This is a genomic window from Pseudomonas sp. S44, assembly GCF_016624805.1.
Taxonomy (GTDB): Bacteria; Pseudomonadota; Gammaproteobacteria; order Pseudomonadales; family Pseudomonadaceae; genus Aquipseudomonas; species Aquipseudomonas machongensis.
Window position 1 is genome coordinate 21563 of sequence record NZ_JACVTY010000019.1, and the last position, 25570, is coordinate 47132.

The 25570-nt window shown below is 66.4% G+C and carries 15 protein-coding genes and 1 riboswitch; of the genes, 7 read left to right on the forward strand and 8 right to left on the reverse strand.

What is annotated here, in order from left to right:
* Together cobW and IAE40_RS15550 are read right to left on the reverse strand one after the other, a co-directional pair.
* Entirely contained in the window at nucleotides 1-1068 is a 1068-nt protein-coding gene (gene cobW, locus IAE40_RS15545) for a cobalamin biosynthesis protein CobW (RefSeq protein WP_054893920.1), read from the reverse strand.
* A 99-nt stretch (nucleotides 1069-1167) separates the two neighbouring features.
* A riboswitch (cobalamin riboswitch) is annotated at nucleotides 1168-1365 on the reverse strand.
* Between the two features lie 45 nt (nucleotides 1366-1410).
* On the reverse strand, nucleotides 1411-2292 hold the full coding sequence (locus tag IAE40_RS15550; protein ID WP_054893919.1) for a LysR substrate-binding domain-containing protein: 882 nt from the start codon (nucleotides 2290-2292) through the stop codon (nucleotides 1411-1413).
* Between the two features lie 163 nt (nucleotides 2293-2455).
* On the opposite strand from IAE40_RS15550, the gene IAE40_RS15555 reads away from it, so the two are divergent.
* Nucleotides 2456-3103, forward strand: a complete 648-nt coding sequence (locus tag IAE40_RS15555) for an ankyrin repeat domain-containing protein (protein WP_200603491.1) — start codon at nucleotides 2456-2458, stop codon at nucleotides 3101-3103.
* Nucleotides 3104-3217: 114 nt separating this feature from the next.
* Here the strand turns inward: IAE40_RS15555 and pobA are convergent, their stop codons facing one another.
* Entirely contained in the window at nucleotides 3218-4405 is a 1188-nt protein-coding gene (pobA, locus tag IAE40_RS15560) for a 4-hydroxybenzoate 3-monooxygenase (RefSeq protein ID WP_197889517.1), read from the reverse strand.
* A 165-nt stretch (nucleotides 4406-4570) separates the two neighbouring features.
* Between pobA and IAE40_RS15565 the strand changes: the two genes are divergently transcribed.
* From IAE40_RS15565 to IAE40_RS15585, 5 genes are all read left to right on the forward strand, one after another.
* A complete protein-coding gene (locus tag IAE40_RS15565; RefSeq protein ID WP_197889516.1) occupies nucleotides 4571-5455 on the forward strand; it encodes a helix-turn-helix domain-containing protein in 885 nt (294 codons plus the stop codon).
* Between the two features lie 53 nt (nucleotides 5456-5508).
* Nucleotides 5509-5901, forward strand: coding sequence for a MerR family transcriptional regulator (locus IAE40_RS15570; protein WP_054893249.1), 393 nt, complete (start codon nucleotides 5509-5511; stop codon nucleotides 5899-5901).
* 20 nt (nucleotides 5902-5921) lie between these two features.
* The gene (locus tag IAE40_RS15575) at nucleotides 5922-6821 is read left to right on the forward strand and encodes a hydroxymethylglutaryl-CoA lyase (protein WP_197889515.1); all 900 of its coding nucleotides are present in this window, start codon (nucleotides 5922-5924) and stop codon (nucleotides 6819-6821) included.
* A gap of 120 nt (nucleotides 6822-6941) precedes the next feature.
* Entirely contained in the window at nucleotides 6942-7841 is a 900-nt protein-coding gene (locus IAE40_RS15580; RefSeq protein WP_125930170.1) for a LysR family transcriptional regulator, read from the forward strand.
* Nucleotides 7842-7985: 144 nt separating this feature from the next.
* A complete protein-coding gene (locus IAE40_RS15585; RefSeq protein WP_153774892.1) occupies nucleotides 7986-8780 on the forward strand; it encodes a class II aldolase/adducin family protein in 795 nt (264 codons plus the stop codon).
* A gap of 39 nt (nucleotides 8781-8819) precedes the next feature.
* On the opposite strand, the gene IAE40_RS15590 is transcribed toward IAE40_RS15585, so the two are convergent.
* Both IAE40_RS15590 and IAE40_RS15595 read right to left on the reverse strand, forming a co-directional pair.
* Nucleotides 8820-10280 (reverse strand): aspartate/glutamate racemase family protein, encoded by a 1461-nt coding sequence (locus IAE40_RS15590; protein ID WP_153774891.1) that lies wholly within the window; start codon nucleotides 10278-10280, stop codon nucleotides 8820-8822.
* A 13-nt stretch (nucleotides 10281-10293) separates the two neighbouring features.
* Nucleotides 10294-11577: a dicarboxylate/amino acid:cation symporter gene (locus IAE40_RS15595; RefSeq protein WP_200603492.1), complete on the reverse strand. Its 1284-nt coding sequence runs from the start codon at nucleotides 11575-11577 to the stop codon at nucleotides 10294-10296.
* Between the two features lie 363 nt (nucleotides 11578-11940).
* Here IAE40_RS15595 and IAE40_RS15600 point away from each other — a divergent pair, with 363 nt between their 5' ends.
* Nucleotides 11941-12843: a LysR substrate-binding domain-containing protein gene (locus tag IAE40_RS15600; protein ID WP_153774889.1), complete on the forward strand. Its 903-nt coding sequence runs from the start codon at nucleotides 11941-11943 to the stop codon at nucleotides 12841-12843.
* A 50-nt stretch (nucleotides 12844-12893) separates the two neighbouring features.
* Here the strand turns inward: IAE40_RS15600 and IAE40_RS15605 are convergent, their stop codons facing one another.
* Genes IAE40_RS15605 through IAE40_RS15615 form a run of 3 tightly spaced genes read right to left on the reverse strand, consistent with a single transcriptional unit; the run spans nucleotide 12894 to nucleotide 25562 of the window.
* Nucleotides 12894-15872 (reverse strand): autotransporter outer membrane beta-barrel domain-containing protein, encoded by a 2979-nt coding sequence (locus tag IAE40_RS15605; protein WP_200603493.1) that lies wholly within the window; start codon nucleotides 15870-15872, stop codon nucleotides 12894-12896.
* A gap of 45 nt (nucleotides 15873-15917) precedes the next feature.
* Nucleotides 15918-16904, reverse strand: a complete 987-nt coding sequence (locus tag IAE40_RS15610; RefSeq protein ID WP_200603494.1) for an alpha/beta hydrolase — start codon at nucleotides 16902-16904, stop codon at nucleotides 15918-15920.
* A gap of 60 nt (nucleotides 16905-16964) precedes the next feature.
* Entirely contained in the window at nucleotides 16965-25562 is an 8598-nt protein-coding gene (locus IAE40_RS15615; protein WP_325167281.1) for a non-ribosomal peptide synthetase, read from the reverse strand.
* Between the last annotated feature and the right edge of the window lie 8 nt (nucleotides 25563-25570).

Here is a 25570-nt window from a genome sequence, read left to right on the forward strand (position 1 = left end):
TCAGGCGCCCAGGGCCTGGCGCAGGCGCGCTTCCAACTGTGCCGCGTCGAGGTCCTGACCGATCAGCACCAGACGGGTGATGCGCGGCTCGTCGCTGCGCCAGGCGCGGTCGAAGTGCTTGTCGAAGCGCGTGCCCACACCTTGGATCAACAGGCGCATCGGCTTGCCGGGGATCGCGGCAAAACCTTTGGCACGCAGGATGCCGAACTCGGTGACCAGTTGCGTCAGGGCATCGAGCAGCAGGCTTTCGTCCGCTTCAGGCAGGTCGATGGAGATGGAGTCGAAGGCGTCATGATCATGATCGTCATGATCGTCGCCGTCGTGGTGCGAATCGTGGTGGGTGCGACGGCCATCGATATGCACTTCGGACTCGGCCCCTACGCCCAGCAACACATCCAGCGGCAGGCGACCGCTGCTGGCCTCGATCACCTTGACGGCCGGCGGCAGTTCTTCGGCGACTTCGGCGCGGACCTTGGCCAGGCCCTCGGCGTCGATCAGGTCAGCCTTGTTCAGCACCACCAGATCGGCACTGGCCAGCTGGTCGGCGAACAGCTCGTGCAGCGGGGATTCGTGGTCCAGGTTGGGGTCCAGCTTGCGCTGGGCGTCGACCTGGTCCGGGTAGGCGGCGAAGGTGCCGGCGGCCACGGCCGGGCTGTCGACCACGGTGATCACCGCATCGACGGTGCAGGCATTGCGGATTTCCGGCCACTGGAAGGCTTGCACCAGCGGTTTGGGCAAGGCCAGGCCACTGGTCTCGATGAGAATGTGGTCCAGGTCACCGCGACGGGCGACCAGCTCACGCATCACCGGGAAGAACTCTTCCTGCACGGTGCAGCACAGGCAGCCGTTGGCCAGCTCATAGACGCGGCCGTTGGCCTCTTCCTCGGTGCAGCCGATGCTGCACTGCTTGAGGATTTCGCCGTCGATACCCAACTCGCCAAACTCGTTGACGATGACCGCGATGCGTCGCCCCTGGGCGTTGTCGAGCATGTGGCGAAGCAAGGTGGTCTTGCCCGAGCCGAGGAAGCCGGTGACGATGGTGACGGGAAGTTTGGCCAGTGTTTTCATGTGGCGATGCCCTTGGCAGCAATGGTGCGGGCATGCGGGACGAAAGCCGCGGCCGACCGGCCGGACTCGCTCGCCACCGGATCACCCCGCCCGGTTGAAAGTCGAAAACGTTGCGAGGCAGGTCTCCTGGCTTGCACTGCACGACGTCCAGCCGTCAGGGCGACGCCTTCCCGCGCGTGGGCGCAGTGGCTGTGTCGAACCTGTTCAGTGCTTACAGTTGCGGGGGCAGCCGCGGCTTGTACCGCGTTCCCGTCTTAGCTCCGGCAGCGCCGGAGAACCTCGAAGCGGCAAGGCTACGCAGTGGTGCGCAGGTGGTCAACCGTCTGACGCTGATCGGAGCCTTCAGATGCCATCCCCGGCCAGCAGCTCGGTCAGCACCTGCGCCAGGGCCTTGACCATCACGTCGGCCGTTGGCCGGTGGACGATGACGATCTCGTAGCTGTCCACCTCCGGCAAACCTTGCGCCGCCCCCAGCACCCGGTGCTCGGCGGTGGCCGCGCGCGGCGGCAGCAGGCTCACGCCCATGCCGTCGGCCACCGCGGCCTGGATCCCGGACAGGCTGGAGCTGGTGAAGCTGATTCGCCAACGGCGGCCCATGCCTTCGATGGCATGGATCATGTCTTCGCGGTACAGCCCGCGCGGCGGAAAGGTGACCAAGGGTACCGGGTCAAGCTCGAAGGCCGGCATGCGTACGCTGTCGATCCATTGCAGACGCTCGGGCCAGCAGGACACGCCCTCGCGGCTGTTGCGTCGCTGCTTGAGCAGCACCAGGTCGAGTTCGCCATTGTCGTAGGCCTGGCTCAGGTCGCGGCACAGACCGCTGGTGACTTCCAGCTTGACCTGCGGGTGCAGGCGGCTGAACGCCGACAGCGCATTGGTGGTTCGCCCGCCGACGAAGTCTTCGGGCACGCCAAGGCGCACGGTGACGCCAACCATGGCCCCGGCCAGGGCCTCGAGCATCTGGTCGTTCAGCGCCAGCATGTGCCTGGCATAGCCAAGCAGCGTCTGCCCGGCGTCGGTGGGCAGCACGTCGCGATTGCCACGCACCAGCAGGCGATGGCCGACCATCTCCTCGAGGCGTCGCACCTTCTGGCTGATGGTCGACTGGGTCGAATGCAGGCGCGCTGCAGCCGTGGTGAAGCTGCCGCAATCGGCGACCACGACGATGGCGCGCAACAGGTCGAGGTCGAACAGAGCCCTATTCGGTTTTACGCTGATGGACATGAGGGTATTCGGTTTTCAAATGACGAGCCTGACTTCTAGCATGGCCCTTCACGCCGGGCAACGTTGATGCATTCGGAAATCCACTACCGGTCATCCAGATAATTCGTTTCAGTCGCCGGCAACTTTTTCCCTAGGATGAGGTTTTGCCTCAGGAGCCCCACGCATGCGCCACACCCTCGCCGCCTGCCTGCTGGCCTTCACCTGCCTTGCCGCCCACGCCGAGACCACCTCCATGGATACCCGCCTGCTTTATGCCGCCCAGCGCAACGATGCACCTGCCATCCGTCGCTTGCTCAAGGAACCACTGGCGCTCGACAGCCGCGATGGCCAAGGGCGCACGCCCCTGCTGGCGGCGACCCAAGGCAACCATATCGACGCGGCCAAAGTGCTGATCGAAGCCGGCGCCGATGTCAACGCCAAGGACAACATCCACGACAGCCCCTACCTGTATGCCGGTGCCCGCGGCCTGAACGAGATCCTGCGCCTGACCCTGGCCCACGGCGCCGACCTCGCCAGCACCAACCGCTACGGCGGCACCGCGCTGATCCCGGCGGCCGAGCGTGGTCATGTGGAAACGGTGCAGATATTGATCGACGCGGGCGTGGACGTGAACCACCTCAACCGGTTGCACTGGACCGCCTTGCTGGAGGCAGTGATCCTTGGCGACGGCGGCCCGCGCCATGTGGACATCGTGCGTCGGCTGCTGGCGGCAGGCGCGGACCCTGCGATTGCCGACAAGGATGGCGTGACGGCGCTGGAGCATGCGCGCGCACGCGGGTATACAGAGATGGTGGCGATGCTGGAGCGTTGATGAAGCGCTGGCCCGTGCCAAGTGCACCGCGCTGCCTGGCACGGGCTACGCCCGTGTTCGCGGGACAAGCCCGCTCCCACAGGGATTGGGCTGAATAAGGTGTTCGCAAGCCCGCTACTCCACCGCCTCGTACGGCAAGCCCACATAATTCTCGGCAATGTTCACCAGGCCGGCCTCGGACGACAGGAAGTACTCCCGGTCGGCCTCCTGCATCTTCTGGTCCCAGGCATCCTTGTGCTCGCCAAAATCATGCAGCAGCTGGGTCATGAACCAACTGAAACGCTCGCCCTTCCAGACCCGCCGCAGCGCCAGCGGTGAGTAGCGCTCCAGCAGGTCGGTGCGGCCTTCGCGGTAGACCTTGACCAGGATGCGATACAGGTAGTTGACATCCGAGGCTGCCAAGTTCAGGCCCTTGGCCCCGGTCGGTGGCACGATATGCGCCGCATCCCCCACCAGGAACAGGTGCCCGTACTGCATCGGCTCGACCACCAGGCTGCGCAGCGGCGCGATGCTCTTTTCCAGCGCGGGGCCGGTGACCAGGCGCGCGGCGACGTCCTCGGGCAGACGCGCCCTGAGTTCGTCCCAGAAACGTGCATCGGGCCAGTTCTCCACCCGCTCGTCCAGCGGCACCTGCAGGTAGTATCGGCTGCGGGTGGTGGAGCGCTGGCTGCACAACACGAAACCACGATCATGATACGCATAGATCAGCTCGTGGTTGACCGGCGGGGTATCGGCCAGCAACCCCAGCCAACCAAACGGATAGACCCGCTCGTACTGCTTGAGCACGCCCTGTGGAATGCTCTGGCGCGAAACGCCATGAAAACCGTCGCAACCCGCGATGTAATCGCACTCGACGCGGTGCAACTGGCCGTCCTTCTCGTAGGTCACGTAGGGCCGCTCGTCCTTGAGCCCGTGCGGCTGCACGTTGCTCGCGCCATACACGATCGGCGCCCCGCTCTGCTCGCGGGCCTGCATGAGGTCGCGGGTGACTTCGGTCTGGCCGTACACCATCACCGTCTTGCCGCCGGTCAGGGCCTTGAGGTCCAGGCGCTGGCGGCGCCCTGCCACCAACAGTTCGACACCCTCGTGCACCAGCCCCTCACGGTCCATGCGCGCCGATACCCCGGCCTCGCGCAGCAGGTCAACGGTGCCCTGCTCCAGCACACCGGCGCGGATACGGCCAAGCACGTACTCAGGGGTCTGGCGTTCGAGAATGAGCGTGTCGATGCCCGCCTTGTGCAGCAGTTGACCAAGCAGCAGGCCAGAAGGGCCGGCGCCAATGATTGCAACCTGGGTTTTCATTGTTGTTGTCTCGCCTTGTCGATGCCGTACTGGCGGCAGCCGGCATACGTTATTCGGGTTAGCCCCTGCATTTTTACTGGCGCAAAAAGCTGAAAAGGTGTCATATCCGATGGAAAATCTGCACTTTTCAAAATTCCGTGCGATCAGCGCACAGGTGTCCCGACCATGAAATTCTCCCTTCCCGGCGTACCGCTGTTTCAGCTCTATGGCGAGAACCACGCCTGGCCCGGCACCGATCTGCTGCACTGCGAATCGATCCCCGCACGCAGCCGCCTGCACCACTGGGAAATCAAGCCGCACCAGCATGCCGAACTGTTCCAGTTGCTCTACGTGCAGCGCGGGCACGCGCTGGTGGAAATCGAAGGTCGACGCAGCGAGATCCACGAGGCGGCGATCCAGGTGGTGCCACCGCTGACGGTGCATGGCTTTCGCTTCAGCGCCGACATCCAGGGCCATGTGCTGACCTTCGGTACGGCGCTGGTGGCCGACCTCGAGCAGCGCCTGGGAGCACCACTGGCGGTGCTGGCATCGGCGGCCTGCTACCCGCTGGGCCGCGATCGCACGCGCCTGCGCGGGCTGATCGACACCTTGCAGCAGGAGTACCAGGGCAGCGCACCCGCTCGCGCCGCCATGCTGCAGGCGCTGGTGACCGCCCTGATGGTGTGGATCAGCCGCCGCCAGCAACTGGGCCAGGCACCGCGTAATCGCGACGAGCGCGACCGCCACCTGCTCGGGCACTACCTGCGCTTGGTCGAAGCGCATTACCGCCAGCACCTGTCGGTCGATGAGTTCGCTGCACGCCTGGGCGTCACCAGCCTGCAGCTCAACCAGCTGTGCCGTGCGCTGAGCGGGCAGACCGCGCTGCAGGTGATCCACCAGCGCCTGCTGCTCGAAGCACGGCGCAACCTGACCTACACGCGCATGAGCATCGGCCAGTTGTCCGACAGCCTGGGTTTCAGCGATCCCACCTACTTCGCACGCTTCTTCAAACGCCTCAGCGGCCAGACGCCCAATGCCTACCGACGCAGCGGCACCACGCAATCACCTTGACGTATACGTCAACCTGCCTTTAGCTTACTCACATCCCACCCCCGAGCCCGAGCATGAGCAGCCAGACCTACAGCATCTCCGACCTGTCCCGCGAGCTGGACATCACCACCCGCGCCATCCGCTTCTACGAGGAGCAGGGTCTGCTGAGCCCCGAGCGTCGCGGCCTGGAGCGCATCTATTCGGCGCGTGACAAGGTGACGCTCAAGCTGATCCTGCGCGGCAAGCGCATCGGCTTCTCGCTGGCCGAATGCCGCGAGCTGATCGAGCTCTACGACCCCAGCGGCGGCAACCTCAAGCAGCTCACCAGCATGCTGGCCAAGATCGCCGAACGCCGCGCGCAACTGGAGCAGCAGATGCTCGATATCCAGCAGATGCACCTGGAGCTGGACACCGCCCAGGAGCGCTGCGAGCAGGCGCTGGCCGCCACCCTGAACAATAACCGTTGATTCGCCACAGGAACCCCGCCATGTCATTGCCCGCACACGTGCGCCTGGTCGAAGTCGGCCCGCGCGACGGCTTGCAGAACGAAGCCCAACCCATCAGCGTCGCCGACAAGGTGCGGCTGGTGGACGACCTCACCGACGCCGGGCTCTCCTACATCGAGGTGGGCAGTTTCGTCTCGCCCAAGTGGGTGCCGCAAATGGCTGGATCGGCCGAGGTGTTTGCCGGTATCCGCCAGCGTGCCGGGGTGACCTACGCGGCCCTGGCGCCGAACTTGCGCGGTTTCGAGGATGCACTGGCAGCCGGGGTCAAGGAGGTGGCGGTGTTCGCCGCGGCGTCCGAGGCGTTCTCCCAGCGCAACATCAACTGCTCGATCAGCGAGAGCCTGCAGCGCTTCGAACCGATCATGGGCGCCGCGCGCGAGCACGGTATCCGGGTCCGCGGCTATGTATCCTGCGTGCTCGGCTGCCCTTATGAAGGCAAGGTCAGCGCCGAGCAGGTCGCCCCGGTCGCCCGGGCCCTGCACGACATGGGCTGCTACGAAGTGTCGCTGGGCGACACCATCGGCACCGGCACCGCCGGCGATACCCGGCGCCTGTTCGAGGTGGTCTCGGCGCAGGTGCCGCGCGAGCAGCTTGCCGGCCACTTCCACGACACCTACGGCCAGGCCCTGGCCAATGTCTATGCCAGCCTGCTCGAAGGGATCAGCGTGTTCGACAGCTCGGTGGCCGGGCTCGGCGGCTGCCCCTACGCCAAGGGCGCCACAGGCAACATCGCCACCGAAGACGTGCTGTACCTGCTGCAAGGCCTGGGCATCGAGACCGGTATCGACCTGGACAAACTGGTCGCCGCCGGCCAGCGCATCAGCGACGTGCTGGGGCGTGCCAACGGCTCGCGGGTGGCACGGGCGCGCAACGCCCGCTGACGCTCGCCCGGGGCGGCGAGCGCCGCCCTGCTTGCCTCACTCATCGAACTGTGACAATCCCGACCATCAGGATTATGCTCTGCGGGTATGTCCTCCAGTCTCAATATGTGAGCGCCGAATATGAAAATCGATGACATGGACGCCTTCGTGGCCGTCATCCGTTGCCAGTCGACCAACCTTGCCGCCGAAGCGCTGCAACTGACCCAGCCGGCCATCACCCGGCGCGTGCAGAACTTCGAGGAAGACCTCGGCGCCACCTTGCTCGACCGCAACACCAAGCCACTCAAGCCCACGCCCATGGGCCTGCGTGTGTACGAGCAGTGCAAGGCCATCCTGCGTGAAATCGACGCCCTGCGCGAACTGGTGGCCAACGATGGCGCGCCGTCCGGCACCCTGCGCCTGGGCGTGCCGCAGACACTGGGCGATGTGGTGCTGCTCGAGGCCCTGGCGCAGATCCGCCAGGCCTACCCTGAGCTGCGCACCCAGGTCACCAGCGGCTGGGGCAGCAGCCTGATCGCGCGCATGGAAAACGGCGAGCTGGATGCCGCTGCCGCCCTCTTCCCACCGGGCAAGATCTTCCCCGAGGGCATCGCCAGCCATTCCATCACGCGTATGCCGTTGCGGGTGGTCGCGGCCAAGGGCAGCGCCGGCAAGCGCAGCTACAAGTTGCGCGACTGCTATACCCGCGGCTGGGTGCTCAACCCCGATGGTTGCGGCTTTCGCGCCGGGCTGCAGCGCGCATTGAGCGAACAGGGGTTGTCACTGTCGATCAACCTCGAAACCTTCGGCACCGAGTTGCAACTGGGGCTGGTCGCCAACGGCCAGGGCCTGGGCCTGGTGCCCGAACCGCTGTTGCTTGCCAGTCGCCATCGAGACCTGCTGGACATCGTCAACGTCAGCGATTTCAAGCCGCAAGTCGACCTGTGGCTGTTCCATCCACGCTACCTGGGCAACCTCCAGGAGCCGGTGGAGCTGTTCGGCGCCGTGGCAGGCACCCGCCTGAACAGCGCAGCGAGCTGACCCGGCTAAATGATCACCTTGCATAAAAATAAAAAAGATAATTCTTAAAACGAATAATTAGCATAGAACCAAAAAGACTTTTACAGCGTTGCGCCAGACGCCTACGGTCCTGTTCACACCGTACTGCTTGCACTGGAGCACCGCATGAGTTCACTGTCCGTCGTACCTCCCAGCCAGGAGGCCGTGCGCCTACGGGTCAGCGCCGAGGAATGGGAGGTGCGGGTCAAGCTCGCCGCCGCCTATCGCCTGGCGGCCCTGTTCCGCTGGACCGATCACATCTACACGCATTTCTCGGCACGGGTTCCCGGCCCGGACGAGCACTTCCTGATCAACGCCTTCGGCCTGCTGTTCGACGAAATCACCGCGTCGAACCTGGTCAAGGTGGATGTCGACGGCACGATCATCGACGACCCGCTGGGCCTGGGCATCAACCAGGCCGGCTACGTCATCCACAGCGCGATCCACCGCGCCCGCCCCGACCTCAAGGCCGTATTGCACACCCACACCCGCGATGGCGCGGCGGTGTCTGCCCAGCGTGACGGCCTGCTGCCGGTCTCCCAGCATGCGTTGGCCTATTACAGCCGCGTGGTGTATCACGACTACGAGGGCGTCGCGCTGGACCTGGATGAACAGCAGCGCCTGGTGGCCAACCTGGGGCAAAGCAATATCCTGATCCTGCGCAATCACGGCTTGCTCACCGGCGGCATCAGCGTCGAGCATGCCTTCCGTGAGCTGCACGGCCTGGAGCGCGCCTGCAACATCCAGATCGCCGCCCAGGCCGGTGGCAACGACCAGCTGCAGTACACCTCCCCGGCGGCGATTGCCAAGGTGCATGAGCAGTCGAAGCGCTTTTCCGACGGGCTTGGCGAAGGGATCCAGCGGCACTGGGATGCGTTGATCCGGCAACTGGATCGCGAGGGGCGCGATTACCAAAACTGACCACAGCACCTCCTGCGGCAGCGGGCATGCCCGCTGCGCTTACCTCAGCCCTCGCGCCAACGCCACGCAGCGGCGCGCCAGCACATCGGTCGGGTCCACCAGTGCCACCTGTACCCCGTCGATGGGGAAGCCATCGGCCTGGGCCAGAATCAACGGCAATTCGGTACAACCCAGGATCAACACCCGCGCGCCCTGCCCGACCAGTTGCCCGGCGCCTGCCAGCAGGTCTTCCCGACACTGCCCTTCGGTAAACCCCGCCTTGACGCCTTCCTCACCATAGATCGCACGCATCACCCGCGCCTGCGCCGCATCGTCCGGCACCAGCAACGACAGGCCGACGCGTTCGGCCGCCGCGTGATAGACCCCACTCTGCAACGTGCCCGAGGTCGCCAGCAGCCCCACCCGCACCTCACGACCATAGCGGTGCAGAATGAAATCGATGGTCTCGCTCAGCATGTTGACGATCGGCACCGCCAGATGCTCCTGGATCCGCTCGACATAGGCATGCGCGGTGTTGCACGGGATCGCGATGGCATCGGCGCCCTCCTCTTCCAGGCGGCGGCAGGTCGAGTACATCGCCACGGTCGGGTCGGCCTCCTGGCGCAGCAGGTTGGCGGTGCGATCGGGAATCTGCGGGTTCTGCTCGACCACCATCCTGATATGGTCCTGGTCACGCCCGGCCGGAGTGTTCTTCACTACCTTGCCCATGAAATCCACGGTCGCCGCCGGCCCCACGCCACCGACGATCCCCAGCTTGAACGGCGCAAGGCTGGGCACCGAATCGGTGGCGCTGGCGAAGTCGGCATACACCTGGTTGGCATCGATGCAGTGAATGCCACGGCGCATCAGCTCTGGCGCCAGCAACGACAGCTCGGTCATGCCCGGCAGCAACAGCGTCGCGCCCTGGCCCTCGAGCTCCAGGCAAACCTGATGCAGCAGCTCCAGCGCCACCCCATCCAGATGTCCGGCCTTGATGCCTGCAGGCCCGTACACCGCCTCCATCAACGCCGCCTGTTGCACCGGCGAGGGATGGATCAGTTCGTAGTCGTCGGCAAGATGCCGCTCGAACAACCCCGAGGCACGCACATAGTCCGAAGCCAGCACCCCCAGGCGCGCGCCGGGCGGGGCGATGTGCGCCACATGGGCCTTGAGCGCCGCCATCAGGTCGACGATGGCGATCTGCAGCTCGGCGCGCAGTTCGTCGATGAAGGTATGGCTGGCGAAGCACGGCACCAGCACGGCGTCGGCACCGCTGTCGGCATAGCCCTGGCAGACCTGGAACACGTAGAGCTTGCGCGAGGTCATGCTCGCGCCCGCGCTGAGCGGCAACGCCAGGTCCTTGAAGGGGTGCTGCTCGAACAGCAGGTGGTAGCGGCCCTGTTCGGCCAGCAGGGGCTGGCTCTTGAGCAGCTTGAGGAACAGATCGCCACCGGCCAGCGAGCCGAGGCCGCCGATGATGCCGAGGGTGCGCGCGTTGGCGGTCTTGCGTGGGCTTATCATGGGACGGTCCGGATCAGGCGTGGGTGGCAGGTTTCAGCGCAGGTTCGACAGGCGTCGGGGCATCCTCATGGCGCCGTTCGAGGTCGGCGATCACCGCCGTGGCGATGCTGTTGCCCACCACGTTGGTCGCGGTACGGCCCATGTCGAGGAACTGGTCGATGGCCAGGATCAGCAATAGCCCGGCCTCGGGCAGGTGGAACATCGGCAGCGTCGCCGCGACCACCACCACCGAGGCCCGCGCCACACCGGCCATGCCCTTGCTGGTGACCATCAGGGTCAACAGGATCAGCACTTGCTGGGTAAAGCTCAGCTCGATGTTGTAGGCCTGGGCGATGAACATGATCGCGAAGGCCTGGTACATCATCGAGCCGTCGAGGTTGAACGAGTAGCCCAGCGGCAGGACGAAGCTCGACACACGCTTGGGTGCACCGAATTTCTCCAGCGCATCGATGGTCTTGGGGTAGGCCGACTCGCTGCTCGCAGTGGAGAACGCCAGCAGCACCGGCTCGCGGATCAACTTGCCCAGGGTGAAAACCGGGCGCCCGAGGAAGCCGTAGCCCACCGCGAACAGCACCATCCACAGCAGCAGGATGCCCAGGTAGAACTGGCCGATCAGCTTGCCGTAGTCGAACAGCAGGCCAATGCCCTGGGTGGTGACGGCGGCGGCCAGCGCGGCGAAGACGCCGACCGGGGCGAACATCATCACGTAGTCGGTGATGCGGAACATCACCTTGGCAAGCTCGTCCACCAGCTCGCCGATACGGGTGTTGCCACGTTGCTTGACGAACGCCAGCGCCAGCCCGAAGAACAGCGAGAACACCACGATCTGCAGGATCTCGTTGTTGGCCATGGCTTCGGCGATGCTGCGCGGGAACACATGGCTGATGAAGGTCTTGAGGCTGAAGTCCCCGGCGTTGACCGCCACAGCGCTCACTGCCTGGCCCGATTCCACGCTCAGGTTCAGGTGGGCGCCAGGCTGGAAAAGATTGACCAGCAGCATGCCCAGGGCCAGGGAGAACACCGAGGCGCTGACGAACCAGATCATCGAGCGCAGGCCGATGCGTCCCACCGAGCCGGAATTACCCAGGCTGCTGATCCCTGCGACCAGGGTGGCGAACACCAGCGGGGCGATGATCATCTTGATCATGCGCAGGAAGATGTCGGTGACCAGGCTGAAGTAACCGGCAATCTGCTTGGCGGCGTCCGCGGAGCCTGCGTAGGTGTTGCACAGCCAGCCGACGACGATGCCGAGCAGGATCGCCACGGCGATGTAACGGGGTAGTTTCTTGTTATTCATCTCGACCTCTGTCTGTCGAATGCGGGAGGGACAGCAACAGGCTACGACGCACGGTCGGGGCAGTTGATGAGGATGCGCGATGGGTTCATGCGTAATTCGCATAGTTGTCGAATGGCGGTGAATTCGCGGCGAAGCGAGGATAAAATCCGGCATTGAACCGCCCCACTAACCTGTAGCAGCGGCGGTTCGCCGCTGCGACTTGTCCCACGATTGGGCGCGCAGCGGCCATAACACCGGACACCGAGTTACATCAGAAAGACCTCGGTTGCCTGGCTTGCGGCCGCTACGCGCCCGATCGCGGGACAAGCCCGCTCCCACAGGGTGCGGCTGCAGAGTCTGCGCACCAACCACAGGCCCACCACCATGCAGACCAAATGGATCGATGACCTGCTGGCCATCGCCGAGACCAAGAGCTTTTCCCGCGCGGCCGAGATCCGCTGCATCACCCAGTCCGCGCTGTCGCGACGCATTCGCTCGCTGGAGGAATGGGTCGGCGTCGAGCTGGTCGACCGCAGCACCTATCCGGTGCAACTGACCGCCGCCGGCAAGACCTTCTGCGACGAAGGCCGAGACGCGCTGTCGATCTTCCATGACCTGCGCTCGGCGCTGCGCCGTGGCGAGCGCATGCCCGGGCGCTCGATCCAGGTGGTGGCCGGGCACACCCTGTCGATGACCTTCCTGCCCACCTGGTTCGCCGGTTTCCAGCGCCGCTACGGCTACTTCAATGCGCGGGTGCTGGCCGCCAACGTGCAGGAGGCGGTCATCGCCCTGGCCGAAGGCAGCTGCGACCTGATGATCGGCTACAGCCACGCGCGTGCACCGATCATCCTCGACCGTGACAAGTTCGTCGGCCTGCGCCTGGGCAGCGATGCCTTCTTCCCGGTGTCGGCGCCCGACGCAGATGGGCGCCCGCTGTTCGCCCTGCCGGGGGCAGCGGGCAAGCCCATCCCCTACCTCGCCTACACCTCTACCTCGTTTCTCGGGCGGGTGGTGGATGTGCTGCTGCAGGGCAACGCGCAACCTCACCTCAAGCGCTTCTACGAAGCCGACATGGCCATGCACCTGATGCGCATGGCCCGCGAAGGCTATGGCATCGCCTGGCTGCCGGAGTCGGCGGTCGAGGAGGAACTGGCCAGCGGTCGGCTGGTGCGCGCAGGCGGGGACGAGTGGAGCGCGGAACTGGAAATCTGGTCATTCCGCTCGATCGGCAACAGCAACCCGACCATGCTCGAGCTGTGGAAGTCGCTGGAGCACGACCTGCGCTGAAACGCTGCCGGGGCCCTTGCGGCCCCGGCTTCAAGTGCATCGACGGGCGATCAGAACTTCAACTGCCATTGCCCCATCACGGCGTGATTACGCGCATTGCTGCCCAACTCGCCGTTGTAGCCCAGGCCCACACTCTGCCGTGCACTGAGTCCCAGCTCCAGCCCGGCCTCGACGACCAGGCTGTCACGGTCCAGCGCACTGCCCTGGACGCTGAACGCATCGCCGCCGGCCAGGAACGCCTGGCGCGTGCGGGTGTCGAGGTTGCCATAGGTGTGGCGCCAGCCCAGGCTGGCGCGGGGCGTCAGGCTCATGCCGTTGTCCAGTTGCCCCAGGTGTGCGATGCGCACGCCGAAGGTACTGGTGACGTTGTCCTGCGTGTCGGCATCCACCGCCAACGCAGCATCGCCGCCCTTCTCGCGGTAGCTGTCGCGGTGATAGCGCTGGTAGCCCAGGTTGGCGAAAGGCTCGGCACTCAGGCGCCCGCTGCCCAGGGCATAGCCCAGCTCGGCGAAGGCCTGCTGGCTGTCGGCATCGTAGTTGCCCTTCAGGCGCTCATCGAAGCCATCGAAGGCCACGCTGCGCTTGCTGTCGCCGTCATGGCTGCTGTACGCCGCGCCCAGGCGCAGGGCCAGCGGGCCACTCTGGCGTTGGGCGTAGACGCCGGCATGCCAGCTGCGCACCTTGCCGTCCAGGCCGCTGGCGTCCAGACGGGTGCGCGAGTAGCCGCCCAGCACGCCCAGGCGCCAGTCGCTGCCCACCGCCCAGTCCAGGCCCATCACCGCGCCGCCGGTGCGCTGTTCCAGGCTGCTGGCGCCGTGGCTGCCATCGACCTTGCCGTAGCTGCCCAGCGCCTGGCCCCACACTCGCCCCTGGGCGTTCGGGTCGTTGAGGTTGCGCACGCCCTGGGGCAGGCCGGTGGCAGCGAGCACCGGGGTGTCCTGCTGATCCAGGCCCACCAGCAACCCGGCATTGCTGCCCATCGACTGCAAGGCGCCGAGCATGGTGCTGCCCACCTGGGCGCTACCGGCCAGGGTGGCCGCAGCGAGGTTGGCGGTGTTGCTGCCCGACAGCTGCTCGATGGCATTGCCTGCGCTGGCGTTCGAGGTATTGAGCAGCGCACTGTACAGCGCACTGCCGCTGCCCAGGCTGGCCAGGCTGCGCGCCGCAGCGCCAGCGTTGGCGCTGCGGGCGAACTGGTCGAAGGCGACATCGTTGCGGGTGTAGGTCAGGCCCACCGACTGGCTGCTGTAGCTCAGTTTCGGGGTGAGGAAGGCGTAGTCACTGGTGACCTGGCCAAAGGTGCCGTTGATCGCACCGGCGTTGAGCACGGTGTACTGGCTCTGCCAGGGATACTGGCCGGGGGTCGGTTGGATGCGCAGGGTGGCGCCGCCCAGACTGGCGGTCCCGGTGACGCTGATCGGCGCGCTGCTGCCGTCGGCGTTGACGCCATAGACCAGGCTGGCGCCCGAGTCGAACTTCAGGTCGCCCTTGACCGTGGCCACGCCCAGCCCGGTGTTGGTCAGCATCGTGCCCCTGACGTCGAGGCCACCGACCACACCACCGCCCGCGTAGGTCGCCCCCCGGTCTACCCGCAAACTGCCGAGCACGCTGCCCTGGTTGACCAGCGCCGCGCCCTGGGTGATCTCGCCACCCTGGCTGAAATCGTTGACGCTGCTCAGCGTCCAGGTGCCCCCGGAGACCAACAGCTTCTCGAAGTTGGCGCTGTTGCCGAACTGGCCACTGCCCTCGAGCTGCAGCGTATCGACGCCATCGCCCGCATCCACCAGGCCATTGAACACCCCACCGGTACGCACGATCAGGCGGTCGTCGCCGCCGCCCATGCTCAATGCCAGGCCGTTGCCGCCGCTGATGGTGCCGCTGTTGATCACGGTGTCATCGAAGTTGCCGATCAGCTTGATGCCGAAGCCACGCTCACCACGAATGGTGCCGGCGTTGTCGATGGTGGTGGCGCCGACACCCGAACCTTCGGCACCGTCGTCCACCAAAATACCGTTGTCGACGCTGCGGATCAGGCCGGTGCTGGTGTTGGTGACCGTACCGCCGCCCATGGCGATGCCTTCGCTGCCGTTGGGCCTCCCGCCGCTGTCCACGCCCTTGGCGCCCAGGCCCTGGATGGTGCCGGCGTTGTAAATGTGGCCGATCAAGTCGATATCGACGCCATCGCCATCGCCATTGATCTTGCCGTCGGCGATGGCACCGGTGATGGTGCCCCAGTTGTACACAGTGCCGGTACCGTCGGAGCCGAAGCCCGAGCCGTTGCGCCCGGTGACGCTGGCACCGGCATAGTTGTAGAGGGTGGCGTCGGTCTTGAGGTCGATGCCGTGACGGTCGGCACTGATGCTGCCGTAGTTGTACACGGTGACGCCGGTCGAAGTGCCGATCTTGATGCCGTCGTATTTCTGGTCCAGGCCCTTGGCATCCTGGGGCGCGGTGTCGGTATAGATACGCCCGTAGTTGGTGATGGTGGCGTTGGAGCCGGTCTTGATCGCGTCGTTGCCCACGGCGTGGATCACGCCGCTCGCCTCGTTCACCAGGGTGGTGCTGAAGCCTGGGTTGTTGAGGGCCTCCAGATCGATGGCCTGGCCATCGGTGATGGACTCGATGGTCCCGGCGTTGCTGATCTTGAGGCTGCCGCCCGCGCTGGGGTTGGTCTGGAAACGGATACCGTCGTTGGTACCCTGGATCAGCGCCCCGGCACGGTTGGTGATGACGAAGAAGCTCTGGTCGGTGCCGCCATCCTTGGTATCGATACCACGGGCCACGGTGGAGCGAATGATCCCGGCATTGTCGACGCTGACCGTGGTGCCACTGGTCTGCTTGGGCAGGATCACCCCGTCGTCGGCACCCGAGACGATGCTGCCGGTCGGCGTCACCTTGAGCGTGTCGCCCTTCTTGAGTTCCAGCGTGCTGGTACTGGCATTGCCAACCTGGTAATCGGTGGCGTTGGCGGCCAGGGCAGCACTGGCCAGGGCGACACACAGGGCCAGACGGTGCGGCGTGAAATGCATGTTGGGGCGACCATTGTGATTGTTGATGGCCGGCCAATATGGCTATCAGATATTACCGTTTGATTGACAACCTGCGCCGACCGCCTTCAACCAGCGCCCCACTTCGGCATAAATCCCCTCCACGGCCTCGACCATCCCCTGCATCCGCAGGAAATCATGGGTCAGTGCCTCTTCCACCCGCCACTGCAGCGGCACGCCGGCCTTTTCCAGGGCATGCGCCCAGGCAACACCTTCATCGAGCAAAGGATCATGCCCGGCCAGGGCCATCCAGGTGGGCGCCAGCCCTTCGAGCGCCGTCAGGTGCAACGGCGACACCCGCCAATCGAGGCGCTGCGATGCGTCACGCACGTAGTGCCGGTAGAACCATTCCAGGGTTTCGCTCTCGAGCAGGTAACCCTCGGCATATTTCCCATGGGACGGCCGCTGGCAGCTGATATCGGTGACCGGATAAAACAGCAACTGCGCCAACGGACGCAACACCGCCTTCTCCGGCTGCTGCGCGGCCACGGCGGCGACGACGATGGCCAGGCTGGCTCCCGCGCTGTCGCCACTGACCACCACCCGGCGGGCATCCAGGCGCTGCGCCTCGCCGTGCTCCACCAGCCAGCGGGCACTGGCCAGGGCATCGTCCGCAGCCGCCGGGAAGGGTGCTTCCGGCGCCAGGCGGTAGGCTGGCGCGAGGACCGCAAAATCGCTGCACATCGCCAGGCGGCGACATACCGCATCGTGGGAGTCCAGGCTGCCGACCACATAGCCGCCACCGTGAAAATACAACAGCACCGGCTGCAGACCGTCCAGCGGTGACTGCCGACGGTACAAGCGTGCCGGCAGCGGTTGGCCGTCACCATCCACCATCTGCAGGTGCTCGACCTGCAGGTCATCAGGCGGGCTCGGGTCGAGCACCTGGGAGCTGCGCTCGAATTCGGCACGGGCCTGCTCGACGCTCATCTGGTGCATGGGTTGGCTGGCACCGGTCAGTCGGCCCAGTTCGACCAGTTCGAGAAAACCGGCCAGGTCAGGATGCAGAGACATTGGGAAAATCCTCGGAAGACGCGATACGGGCGCCCCCCTGTGCGGCGGGCGCCCGAGGTTTCAATGACTGAACGTCGGGGCCAGGCTGTCGCGGATATCCGCCAGTACGCTGGGGTGCTGCAGCAATTCGAAGTGCCCTGCCGCCACCACCGCACTGGCCTGGCACTGCCCGAGCGCCGCTTCGAAACTGGCACGCTCGCGGCTGCCGACGCCTTCGCCCCACCAGCAGCGCGCCTCGGCCGCCACCGCCGGCAGGCTGTGCAAGGCCTCACCCAGGGCTTTCAGGCGCATGGCCACGACGAAGGTGTGGGCCAGGTCCTGTGCCTCGATTCGGGCATACACCTCGGAGGTGCTGCCCTGCTCGCGCAGTTGCCCGATCTGCACCGCCAACGCATCGGCGTCCAGTTGCGTCAGCGTTGCGGGGTCGAGCGCCGCTGCGGGCGCATCGCCCAGGGTGACCGCCACGAAACCGTGGAAGTCGTCACGCCAGTCGCCGCCCGCTGCGGCCAGCCCCGGCAGGTAACTGTCCACCAACCCCAGCAGGCTGACTTCGCGGCCAAGGCGGATCAGCTCGGCGGCCACCAGCACCGCCAACGGCCCACCCAGCGACCAGCCCAACAGCCGCAGCGGCCCTTCAGGCTGCTTGCGCAGCACGACCTGGGCGTAGTCGCCAGCCATTGCCGCCAACGAGCTGTCCTGCCACTCGCGGTCCAGGAGCATACGGCATTGCAGGCCATAGACCGTGCACTGCCCATCCAGGTGGCGGGCCAGCGGCTCGTAGTCGAACACCGTGCCGAAGCCGGCATGCAGGCAGAACAGCGGCGAGCTGCCGTCGACGATACGGTTGAGCGCCAACAGCGGATCCGGCGCCTGCGGCTTGCGTTCGCTGCCGCACAGTTGGGCGATGGTCGGTTTGCTCATGATGTCGCGCAGCTTCAGGCTCAGGCCCAGCTCAGGTGCCGCGCGGACCTTGCCCAGCACCTTGAGCACGCGCAGCGAGTCGCCGCCCAGTTCGAAGAAGTTGTCGGTGATCCCGACCTGGTCGAGCTCCAGCACCTCCTGCCAGATGCGCACCAGCGCCTGTTCCTGCGGGGTGCTGGCCGGCACGTGCTCACGCGCCTTGAACTGCGGGTCAGGCAGGGCCTTGCGGTCGAGCTTGCCGTTGGCGCTCAGCGGCAGCGCTGCGAGCAGGATGATCTGCGCCGGGACCATGTAGTCCGGCAGCTCATCGGCCAGGTGCGCACGCAGGCTTTCGGCCAGGTTGTCACCCGCCTCGGCCACCACGTAGGCGACCAGTTGCTTGCTGCCATTGACCTCCCGCGCGACCACCACGGCATCGCGTACCTCGGCCCGCCCACGCAGGCGCGCCTCGATCTCGCCCAGCTCGATACGGAAACCGCGGACCTTGACCTGGTTGTCGAGGCGGCCGAGATAGTCGAACACGCCATCGGCGCGACGGCGCACCAGGTCGCCAGTGCGGTACAGACGCCCGCCCGCCTGCGCGAACGGGTCACAGACGAAACGCTCGGCCGTCACATCCGGACGTTGATGGTAGCCGCGCGCCAGGCCCTCACCGCCGATGTAGAGCTCACCGGCAACCCCGTCCGGCACCGGATTGAGTGCAGCGTCCAGCACATACAAGGTACGCTCGCCGACGCGGGTGCCGATCGGTGCGTACACCGCCTCGCACGGTTGGTTGGCGGCAACGCGCCAGAGCAGCGGCGTGACCACGGTTTCGGTCGGGCCGTAGCCATTGGTCAGCGCCTGCGGGCGCAGGTTGCGGCGCACCAGGTCGTAGTTGGCCTGGGCCACCGCATCGCCACCGAAGCAGTAGATGCGCACTGCCGGCGGCTCGCGGCCTTCGGCGTACTCGGCCAGTTGTTGCAGGTAGGCTGGCGGGAAGCAGGCGATGTCGATGCGCTCGGCATGCAGCGCTTGCCAGGTCTGTTCAGGCGTCCACAGTTCGCCCGGGCGGATCACCAGGCAGCCGCCATTGCTCAGGGTCGACAGCCAGCGCTCCTGGGCGCCGTCGAAGGCGAACGACATGAACAGCAGCTCGCGGGTGCGCGCGTCCATCTCGTAGCGCTCGGCGATCGCCGCGCAGTGCATGGCCAGTGGGCCATGGGTGACCGCCACACCCTTGGGCTTGCCGGTCGAACCCGAGGTGTAGATCAGGTAGGCCAGGTTGTCGGGCGACACCGTCGCGGCGCCACGGGTGATGCCCGCAGCATCGAGGTCAAGGCTGTCGAGGGGCAGCCAGTTCACCCCCTCGCGCTGCGGCAGGCGTGCCTGCACGCTGTGCTCGGTGAGGATCAGGGCAGCGTTGCTGTCTTGCAGGATCCAGTCCAGGCGCTCGCGGGGGTAGTCGATGTCCAGCGGCACGTAGGCGCCACCGGCCTTCATCACCGCGTAGAACGCCACCACCATGTCCACCGAGCGCTGCAGGGCCACGCCCACCCGCACTTCCGGGCCGACACCTTGCGCCACCAGCAACTCGGCCAGGCGGCTGGCCCGCTGTTCGAGTTGGGCGTAGGTCAACTGGCGACCGGCACACACCAGCGCGACCTGCGTCGGACGCTCACGGCTGTGGCGGGCGATCTGCTCGCCCAGCAGCGCCGTCGGCGCCTGTCCGCCCAGGCGGTTGGCCTCGAGCAACTGGCGCTGTCCGGCCTGATCGAGCAAACCGAGATTGCCAAGCCGGGCCTGCGGCTGGTCGAGCATCGCCTGCAGCAAGGTCTCGAAGCTGGCGAGGATCTGCTCGACGCTGGCCGGCGTGAAACGCCCGACCAGATAGAGGAACTCGATCTTCAGGGTCGTGCCCAGGTGCACCGCCAGGTCCATGGCGTAGTTGGTCACGTCACGCGTGCTCACCTGGCCGAACTGCAACTGCTGGTCCTGGGCCTGGGCCAGGCGCTCGTCCACCGGGTAGTTCTCGAACACGATGATGCTGTCGAACAGGCCACCGGCGCCCTGCCCGGCCCAGCGCTGGATATCGGCCAACGCCGTGTGCTCGTGGTCGCGCACCTCCAGGTTCCAGGCCTGCAGGGCCTGCAGCCATTGGTCCAGCGGCTGCTGGTCGGACAGGGTCTGGACGATCGGCAAGGTGTTGATGAACAGGCCGAGCATCTCACCCGAGCCTGCCAACTCCGCCGGGCGCCCGGCCACCGTGGCGCCGAAGCAGACGGTCTGCTGCCCGCTATGGCGCTGCAACAGCAACAGCCAGGCCGCCTGCACCAGCGTGTTGGGGGTCACCCGCAATTGCTGGGCGACCTCGCGCAGGCGTTGGGTGCGTGCGCCATCCCAGTCCAGGTACAGCGCCGCATGGCCTTCAGCCTGCGCATCGGCCGGCAACGGCAGGCTGCTGCTGAGGCTGGTCGGCCCCTCCAGGCCTGCCAGGCGCTCGCGCCAGAAGGCTTCCTGGCGCGCCGCCGGCTGCGCGCGCAACCAGCCGATATAGTCGCGGAAATGCCCGCGCTTGGTGGGCAGCGGATGCCCGGCATAGCACTCGAAGACCTCGCCCATCAGGCGCGAATTGGACCAGCCATCCATGAGGATATGGTGGCTGGTCCAGATCAGTTGCGTGGTGTCGTCATCCAGGCGCACCACGCTCAGGCGCGCCAGCGGCGCCTCGAGCAGCTCGAAGCCGCGCGCACAATCCTCATCGGCCAGCGCCTGCAAGGCGCCTGGCTCGACGGTGCGTTCGCGCCAGTCCAGGCAGCGCGCCGGCAGGCTGCCCTGGCGGTAGACCACCTGCAGCGGCTCGGCCAGGTGGCTGGCGGTCCAGAAACCGGTGCGCAGGATCTCGTGGCGCGCCACCACCTGCGCCCAGGCGGCGATGAACGCCTCGGCGTCGAGGCCCTTGACCTCGATGCTGGTCTGGTTGATGTACAGGTTGGCCGCCGATTCCTGGGTGTGGAACAGCATGCCCAGCTGGGTCGGCGATAGCGGGTAGATGTCCTCGACCTGCTCCAGCAGGCCGGGGAAGCGCTCGAGCTGGGCCTGATCGAGCCCGCACAGCGGGAAATCCGAAGGCGTCGCGCCGCGCAGCGGCAGTTCCACGCAGTGGCGCACCAACGCGCCGAGCTGCTCGATGTAGCGCTCGGCCAGGGCCTGAATCTCGTCGGGGGCGAACTGCGCACGGCTGAAGATCCAGTTCAGGCTCAGCTCGCCGCCATACAGCTGGCCATTGACCGTCAGCCAGTTGCCCAGCGGTGCATCCTCGCCCTGCTCCGCCCCGGCAGACTCGTTTGCCGGGGTGAACAGCGCACCATCGTCCACGGCGAAACTGCCGTCGAACTGGCCCAGGTAGTTGAAGGTCACCCGCGGCTGCGGCAATGCCGCGAGCAGCGCACGCACCTGCGGCTCGCCGTAGTAACGCAGCGCCCCGAAACCGACGCCGCGATGCGGAATGGCGCGCAGTTGCTCCTTGACCTGCTTGATCGAGGCCCCCAGCTCGGCAGCCGGCGTCAGGCACACGCTGAACATCGAACTGAACCAGCCGACGGTACGGGTCAGATCGATGTCGTCGAACAAGGCTTCGCGCCCGTGCCCTTCCAGTTGCACCAGGGCGTGCTCGTCACCGGTCCAGGCCACCAGGGTGCGCGCCAGGGCCGTCATCAACAGGTCATTGATCTGGGTGCGATAGGCCGCAGGCGCCTGCTGCAGCAATTGTCGGGTCAGGGCCGCATCCAGGCGCACTTGCACCGTGGCGGCGTCGCGATTAAGCAGAGGTTGCGTCGGCGCGGCTACAGGCCAGTGCACCTGCACCTCGCGCAGACGCTCCCAGTACGCAAGCTCCGCCTGGCCCTGCTCGCTGTGCGCATAGCTTTCCAGGCGCTCGGCCCAGGCCTTGACCGAGCTGGTGCGTGGCCCGAGGTCCGGTGCCTGGCCAGCCAGGCTCTGCTGGTAGGCGCTTTGCAGGTCGTCGAACAACACCCGCCACGACACGCCATCGACCACCAGGTGGTGAATCACCAGCAACAGGCGCTGGCTGTCGTCGGCAAGGGTGACCAGCACGGCGCGGACCAGCGGGCCGTCGGCCAGGTCGAGGCTGCGCTGCACCCGCTCACCCAGGGCTTGCAGGGCGTCGGGCTGTACCCCCTCGACCCGCTCCAGCAACGTACCGACCGTGGTCACCTCACGGAATTGTGCCTGCCACTGCCCGTCCACCTCGGTGAAGCCCAGACGCAGCGCGTCATGCTGCACCAGCAGCGCCTGCAAGGCGCGCTCCAGGGCATCGGCGTCCAGCGCCCGGGTCGGCTGCAGCAACACCGATTGGTTCCAGTGCGCGCGCTGCGCCAGCGGCAGCTCGAAGAACGCGTGCTGGATCGGCAGCAGTCCCGCCCTACCCGTCACCGGCCCCTGCTCGGCTTCCTGGCCCCCGGCCTCGATGCGCACCGCACCGGCCAGGCCCTGGATGGTCTGGTGGCGGAACAGGTCCTTGGGCGTGAAGCGGATACCGGCCTGCCGCGCACGGCTGACCACCTGGATGGAGATGATCGAGTCGCCACCCAGTTCGAAAAAGTTGTCGTTGACCCCGACCTGCTCCAGCTTGAGCACGTCCTGCCAGATCCCGGCGAGGGTCTTTTCCACGGCGCTCTGCGCCGCGACATAGGCCTGTTTCGACTGGCCGACCGCAGGGTGCGGCAGCGCACGACGTTCCAGCTTGCCGTTGGGGCTCAGCGGCAGTTGCTCGAGCAACAACAGGTGTACCGGCACCATGTAGTCCGGCAGCACCGCACCGAGGCGCTCGCGCAAGGTGGCGCGCAAGGCTTCGGCCGCCGCGTCGTCCGCCACTGGCGTGCTTGGCACCAGATAACCCGCCAGTTGCAGGCCACCGGCACCCGGCACCGCCAGCACCACCGCTTCGCGTACTTCGTCCTGCTCCATCAGCCGTGCTTCGATCTCGCCCAGCTCGATGCGCAGGCCGCGAATCTTCACCTGATGGTCGATACGCCCCATGTACTCGATCACCCCGTCGGCGCGGTAGCGCGCCAGGTCGCCGGTGCGGTACAGCCGCTCGCCGTCACCGAAGGGGCTGGCGACGAAGCGTTCGGCAGTCAGCCCCGGACGACGGTGATAACCCCGCGCCAGGCCGGTGCCGCCCAGGTACAGCTCGCCTACCACGCCCACCGCCACCGGGCCTAGGCCAGCGTCCAGCACATAGGTCTGCAGGTTGGCGATGGGCTCGCCGATCGGCACGCTGTCGCGGCCTTCTTCGCGGCAGGTCCAGTGGGTCACGTCGATGGCCGCTTCGGTCGGGCCATACAGGTTGTACAGCCCGGCATTCGGCAGCTTGTCGAACACCTGGCGCTGGGCATCCACCGGCAGCGCCTCGCCGCTGCAAACGATGCGGGTCAGGCTGGCGCAGCCCGTCACCGCCGGGTCGGCGACGAAGGCCTGCAGCATCGACGGCACGAAGTGCAGCGTGGTGATGCGCTCGCGGCGAATCAGCTCGATCAGTTGCGCCGGGTCGCGGTGCAGCCCCGGCGCGGCGACCACCAGGCAAGCGCCGGTCATCAGCGGCCAGAAGAACTCCCACACCGACACGTCGAAGCTGAACGGGGTCTTCTGCAACACGCGGTCCCCAGCAGTCAGGCCATAGGCCTGTTGCATCCAGCACAAGCGGTTGGTCAGCGCCCGGTGGCGGTTGCCCGCGCCCTTGGGCTTGCCGGTGGAGCCGGAGGTGTAGATCACGTAGGCGAGGTTCTCGCCAGTGACCTCGATCACCGGCGCTTGCTCGGCATAGCCGGTCAGCGGCTGGTCGAGCAGCAGGCACTCCAGGCCCTGCGGCAGCGGCAACTGCTCGCGCAGGTGCGATTGGGTCAGCAGCAGTTCGATGCCGCTGTCCTCGATCATGTAGGCCAAACGCTCGCGCGGGTATTCCGGGTCCAGCGGCACGTAGGCGCCACCGGCCTTGATCACCGCCAGCAGCGCCACGACCATTTCCACGCTGCGCTCGGCCGCCACGCCCACCAGCACATCCGGGCCCACGCCCGCCGTTTGCAGGCGGTGCGCCCACTGGTTGGCCAGGGCGTCGAGCTGGCGGTAGCTGAGCTGACGTTCGCCGAACACCAGCGCCGTGGCATCCGGCGTGACCTCGACCTGGCGCTGGATCAGCGCCTGGACGCTGTGCTCCAGCGGGTACTCGACTGCGGTGGCGTTCCAGCACGCCAGGGTGTCGCGCACTTCGTCGGCAGCGATCAGCGGCAGGTCGTCCAGCGTGCAGTCGAGGTTGGCGACCATCGCCTGCAGCAGGTTCTGCCAGTGCCTGGCCAGGCGCTGCGCGGTCGCCGGTTCGAACAGGTCCAGGGCGTAGGTGAACTGCGCATCCAGCGCATCGCCCTGCTCCAGAATGTTCAGGGTCAGGTCGAACTGGGCGGTATGGCCCTCGCTCTTGAGGTTTTCGATACGCAGGCCGGACGCCTGGGCGCCGTCACCGCCAGCGCCCAACGCCGCACCACCCTGGTGATTGAACATCACCTGGAACAGCGGGCTGTGGCTGAGGGTACGTTGCGGGCGCAGTGCTTCGACCAGCTGCTCGAACGGCAAGTCCTGGTGCGCCTGCGCGCCCAGGGCATCGGCCTTGACCTGCTGGAGAAACGCCCGCACGGTCGTCTGCCCCGAGATCTCGACGCGCTGCACCAGGGTGTTGACGAAGAAGCCGACCAGTCGCTCGGTCTCCATGCGATTACGGTTGGCCACCGGCACGCCGATGCGCAGGTCGCGCTGGCCACTGTAGCGGTACAGCAAGACCTGATACGACGCCAGCAACAGCATGAACAGTGTGACGCCCTGCGCCTGCGCCACACTGCGCAGTTCACGGCACAGCTGCGCCTCGAGCTTCACCTCAAGGCTCGCACCGCGCAGGCTCTGCTCCGCCGGGCGCGGATGGTCGAACGGCAGCTCGAGCACCGGATGCTCGCTACCCAGGCGTTCGGTCCAGTAGGCCAACTGACGCTCCTGCTCACCGGCCTCCATCCACTGGCGCTGCCACAAGGCGTAGTCGGCGTACTGCACCGGCAGCGCCGGCAGTTGCACGGTCCGCCCTTCGCACGCGGCGGCGTACAGCTGGACCAGCTCGTCGATCATCACCTGCATCGACCAGCCATCGGTGACGATGTGGTGCTGGGTGAGCACCAGCACATGCTCCTGCTCGCCGAGCCGCAACAGCTTGACCCGCAACAGCGGGCCGGCCTGCAGATCGAAACGGCGCTGGATCTCCTCCTCGACACACGCCTGCAACTGCGCCTGGCGTCGTTGCGGCGCGTCGTCGAGGGCCAGGGTCTGCTGCTCGATCCCGGCCCAGTTCGGCGCATCGATCACCTGCAGCACCTGCTCGTCATCCTGGACGAAGCGGGTGCGCAAGGTTTCATGACGGGCCACCAGCGCGGCAAAGCTGGCATCGAGCGCAGCGATGTCGAGCGCGCCCTGCAACTTCAGGGCGGCACTGATGTGATAAGCACTGCTCTCGGGGCTCATCTGCCAGAGGAACCACTGCCGCTCCTGGGCATAGGACAACAGTTGCGGTTCCTCGGGCTGACGCTTGAACACCGGCGCGACGCTGAACAGATTGATGTTCTTGTGCTTGAGCATCACCGCCAAGGCCTTGCGTTCCTTCGGCGACAGCTCGCCCACCCTTTCAATCAACGCTTTCACACCGGTTC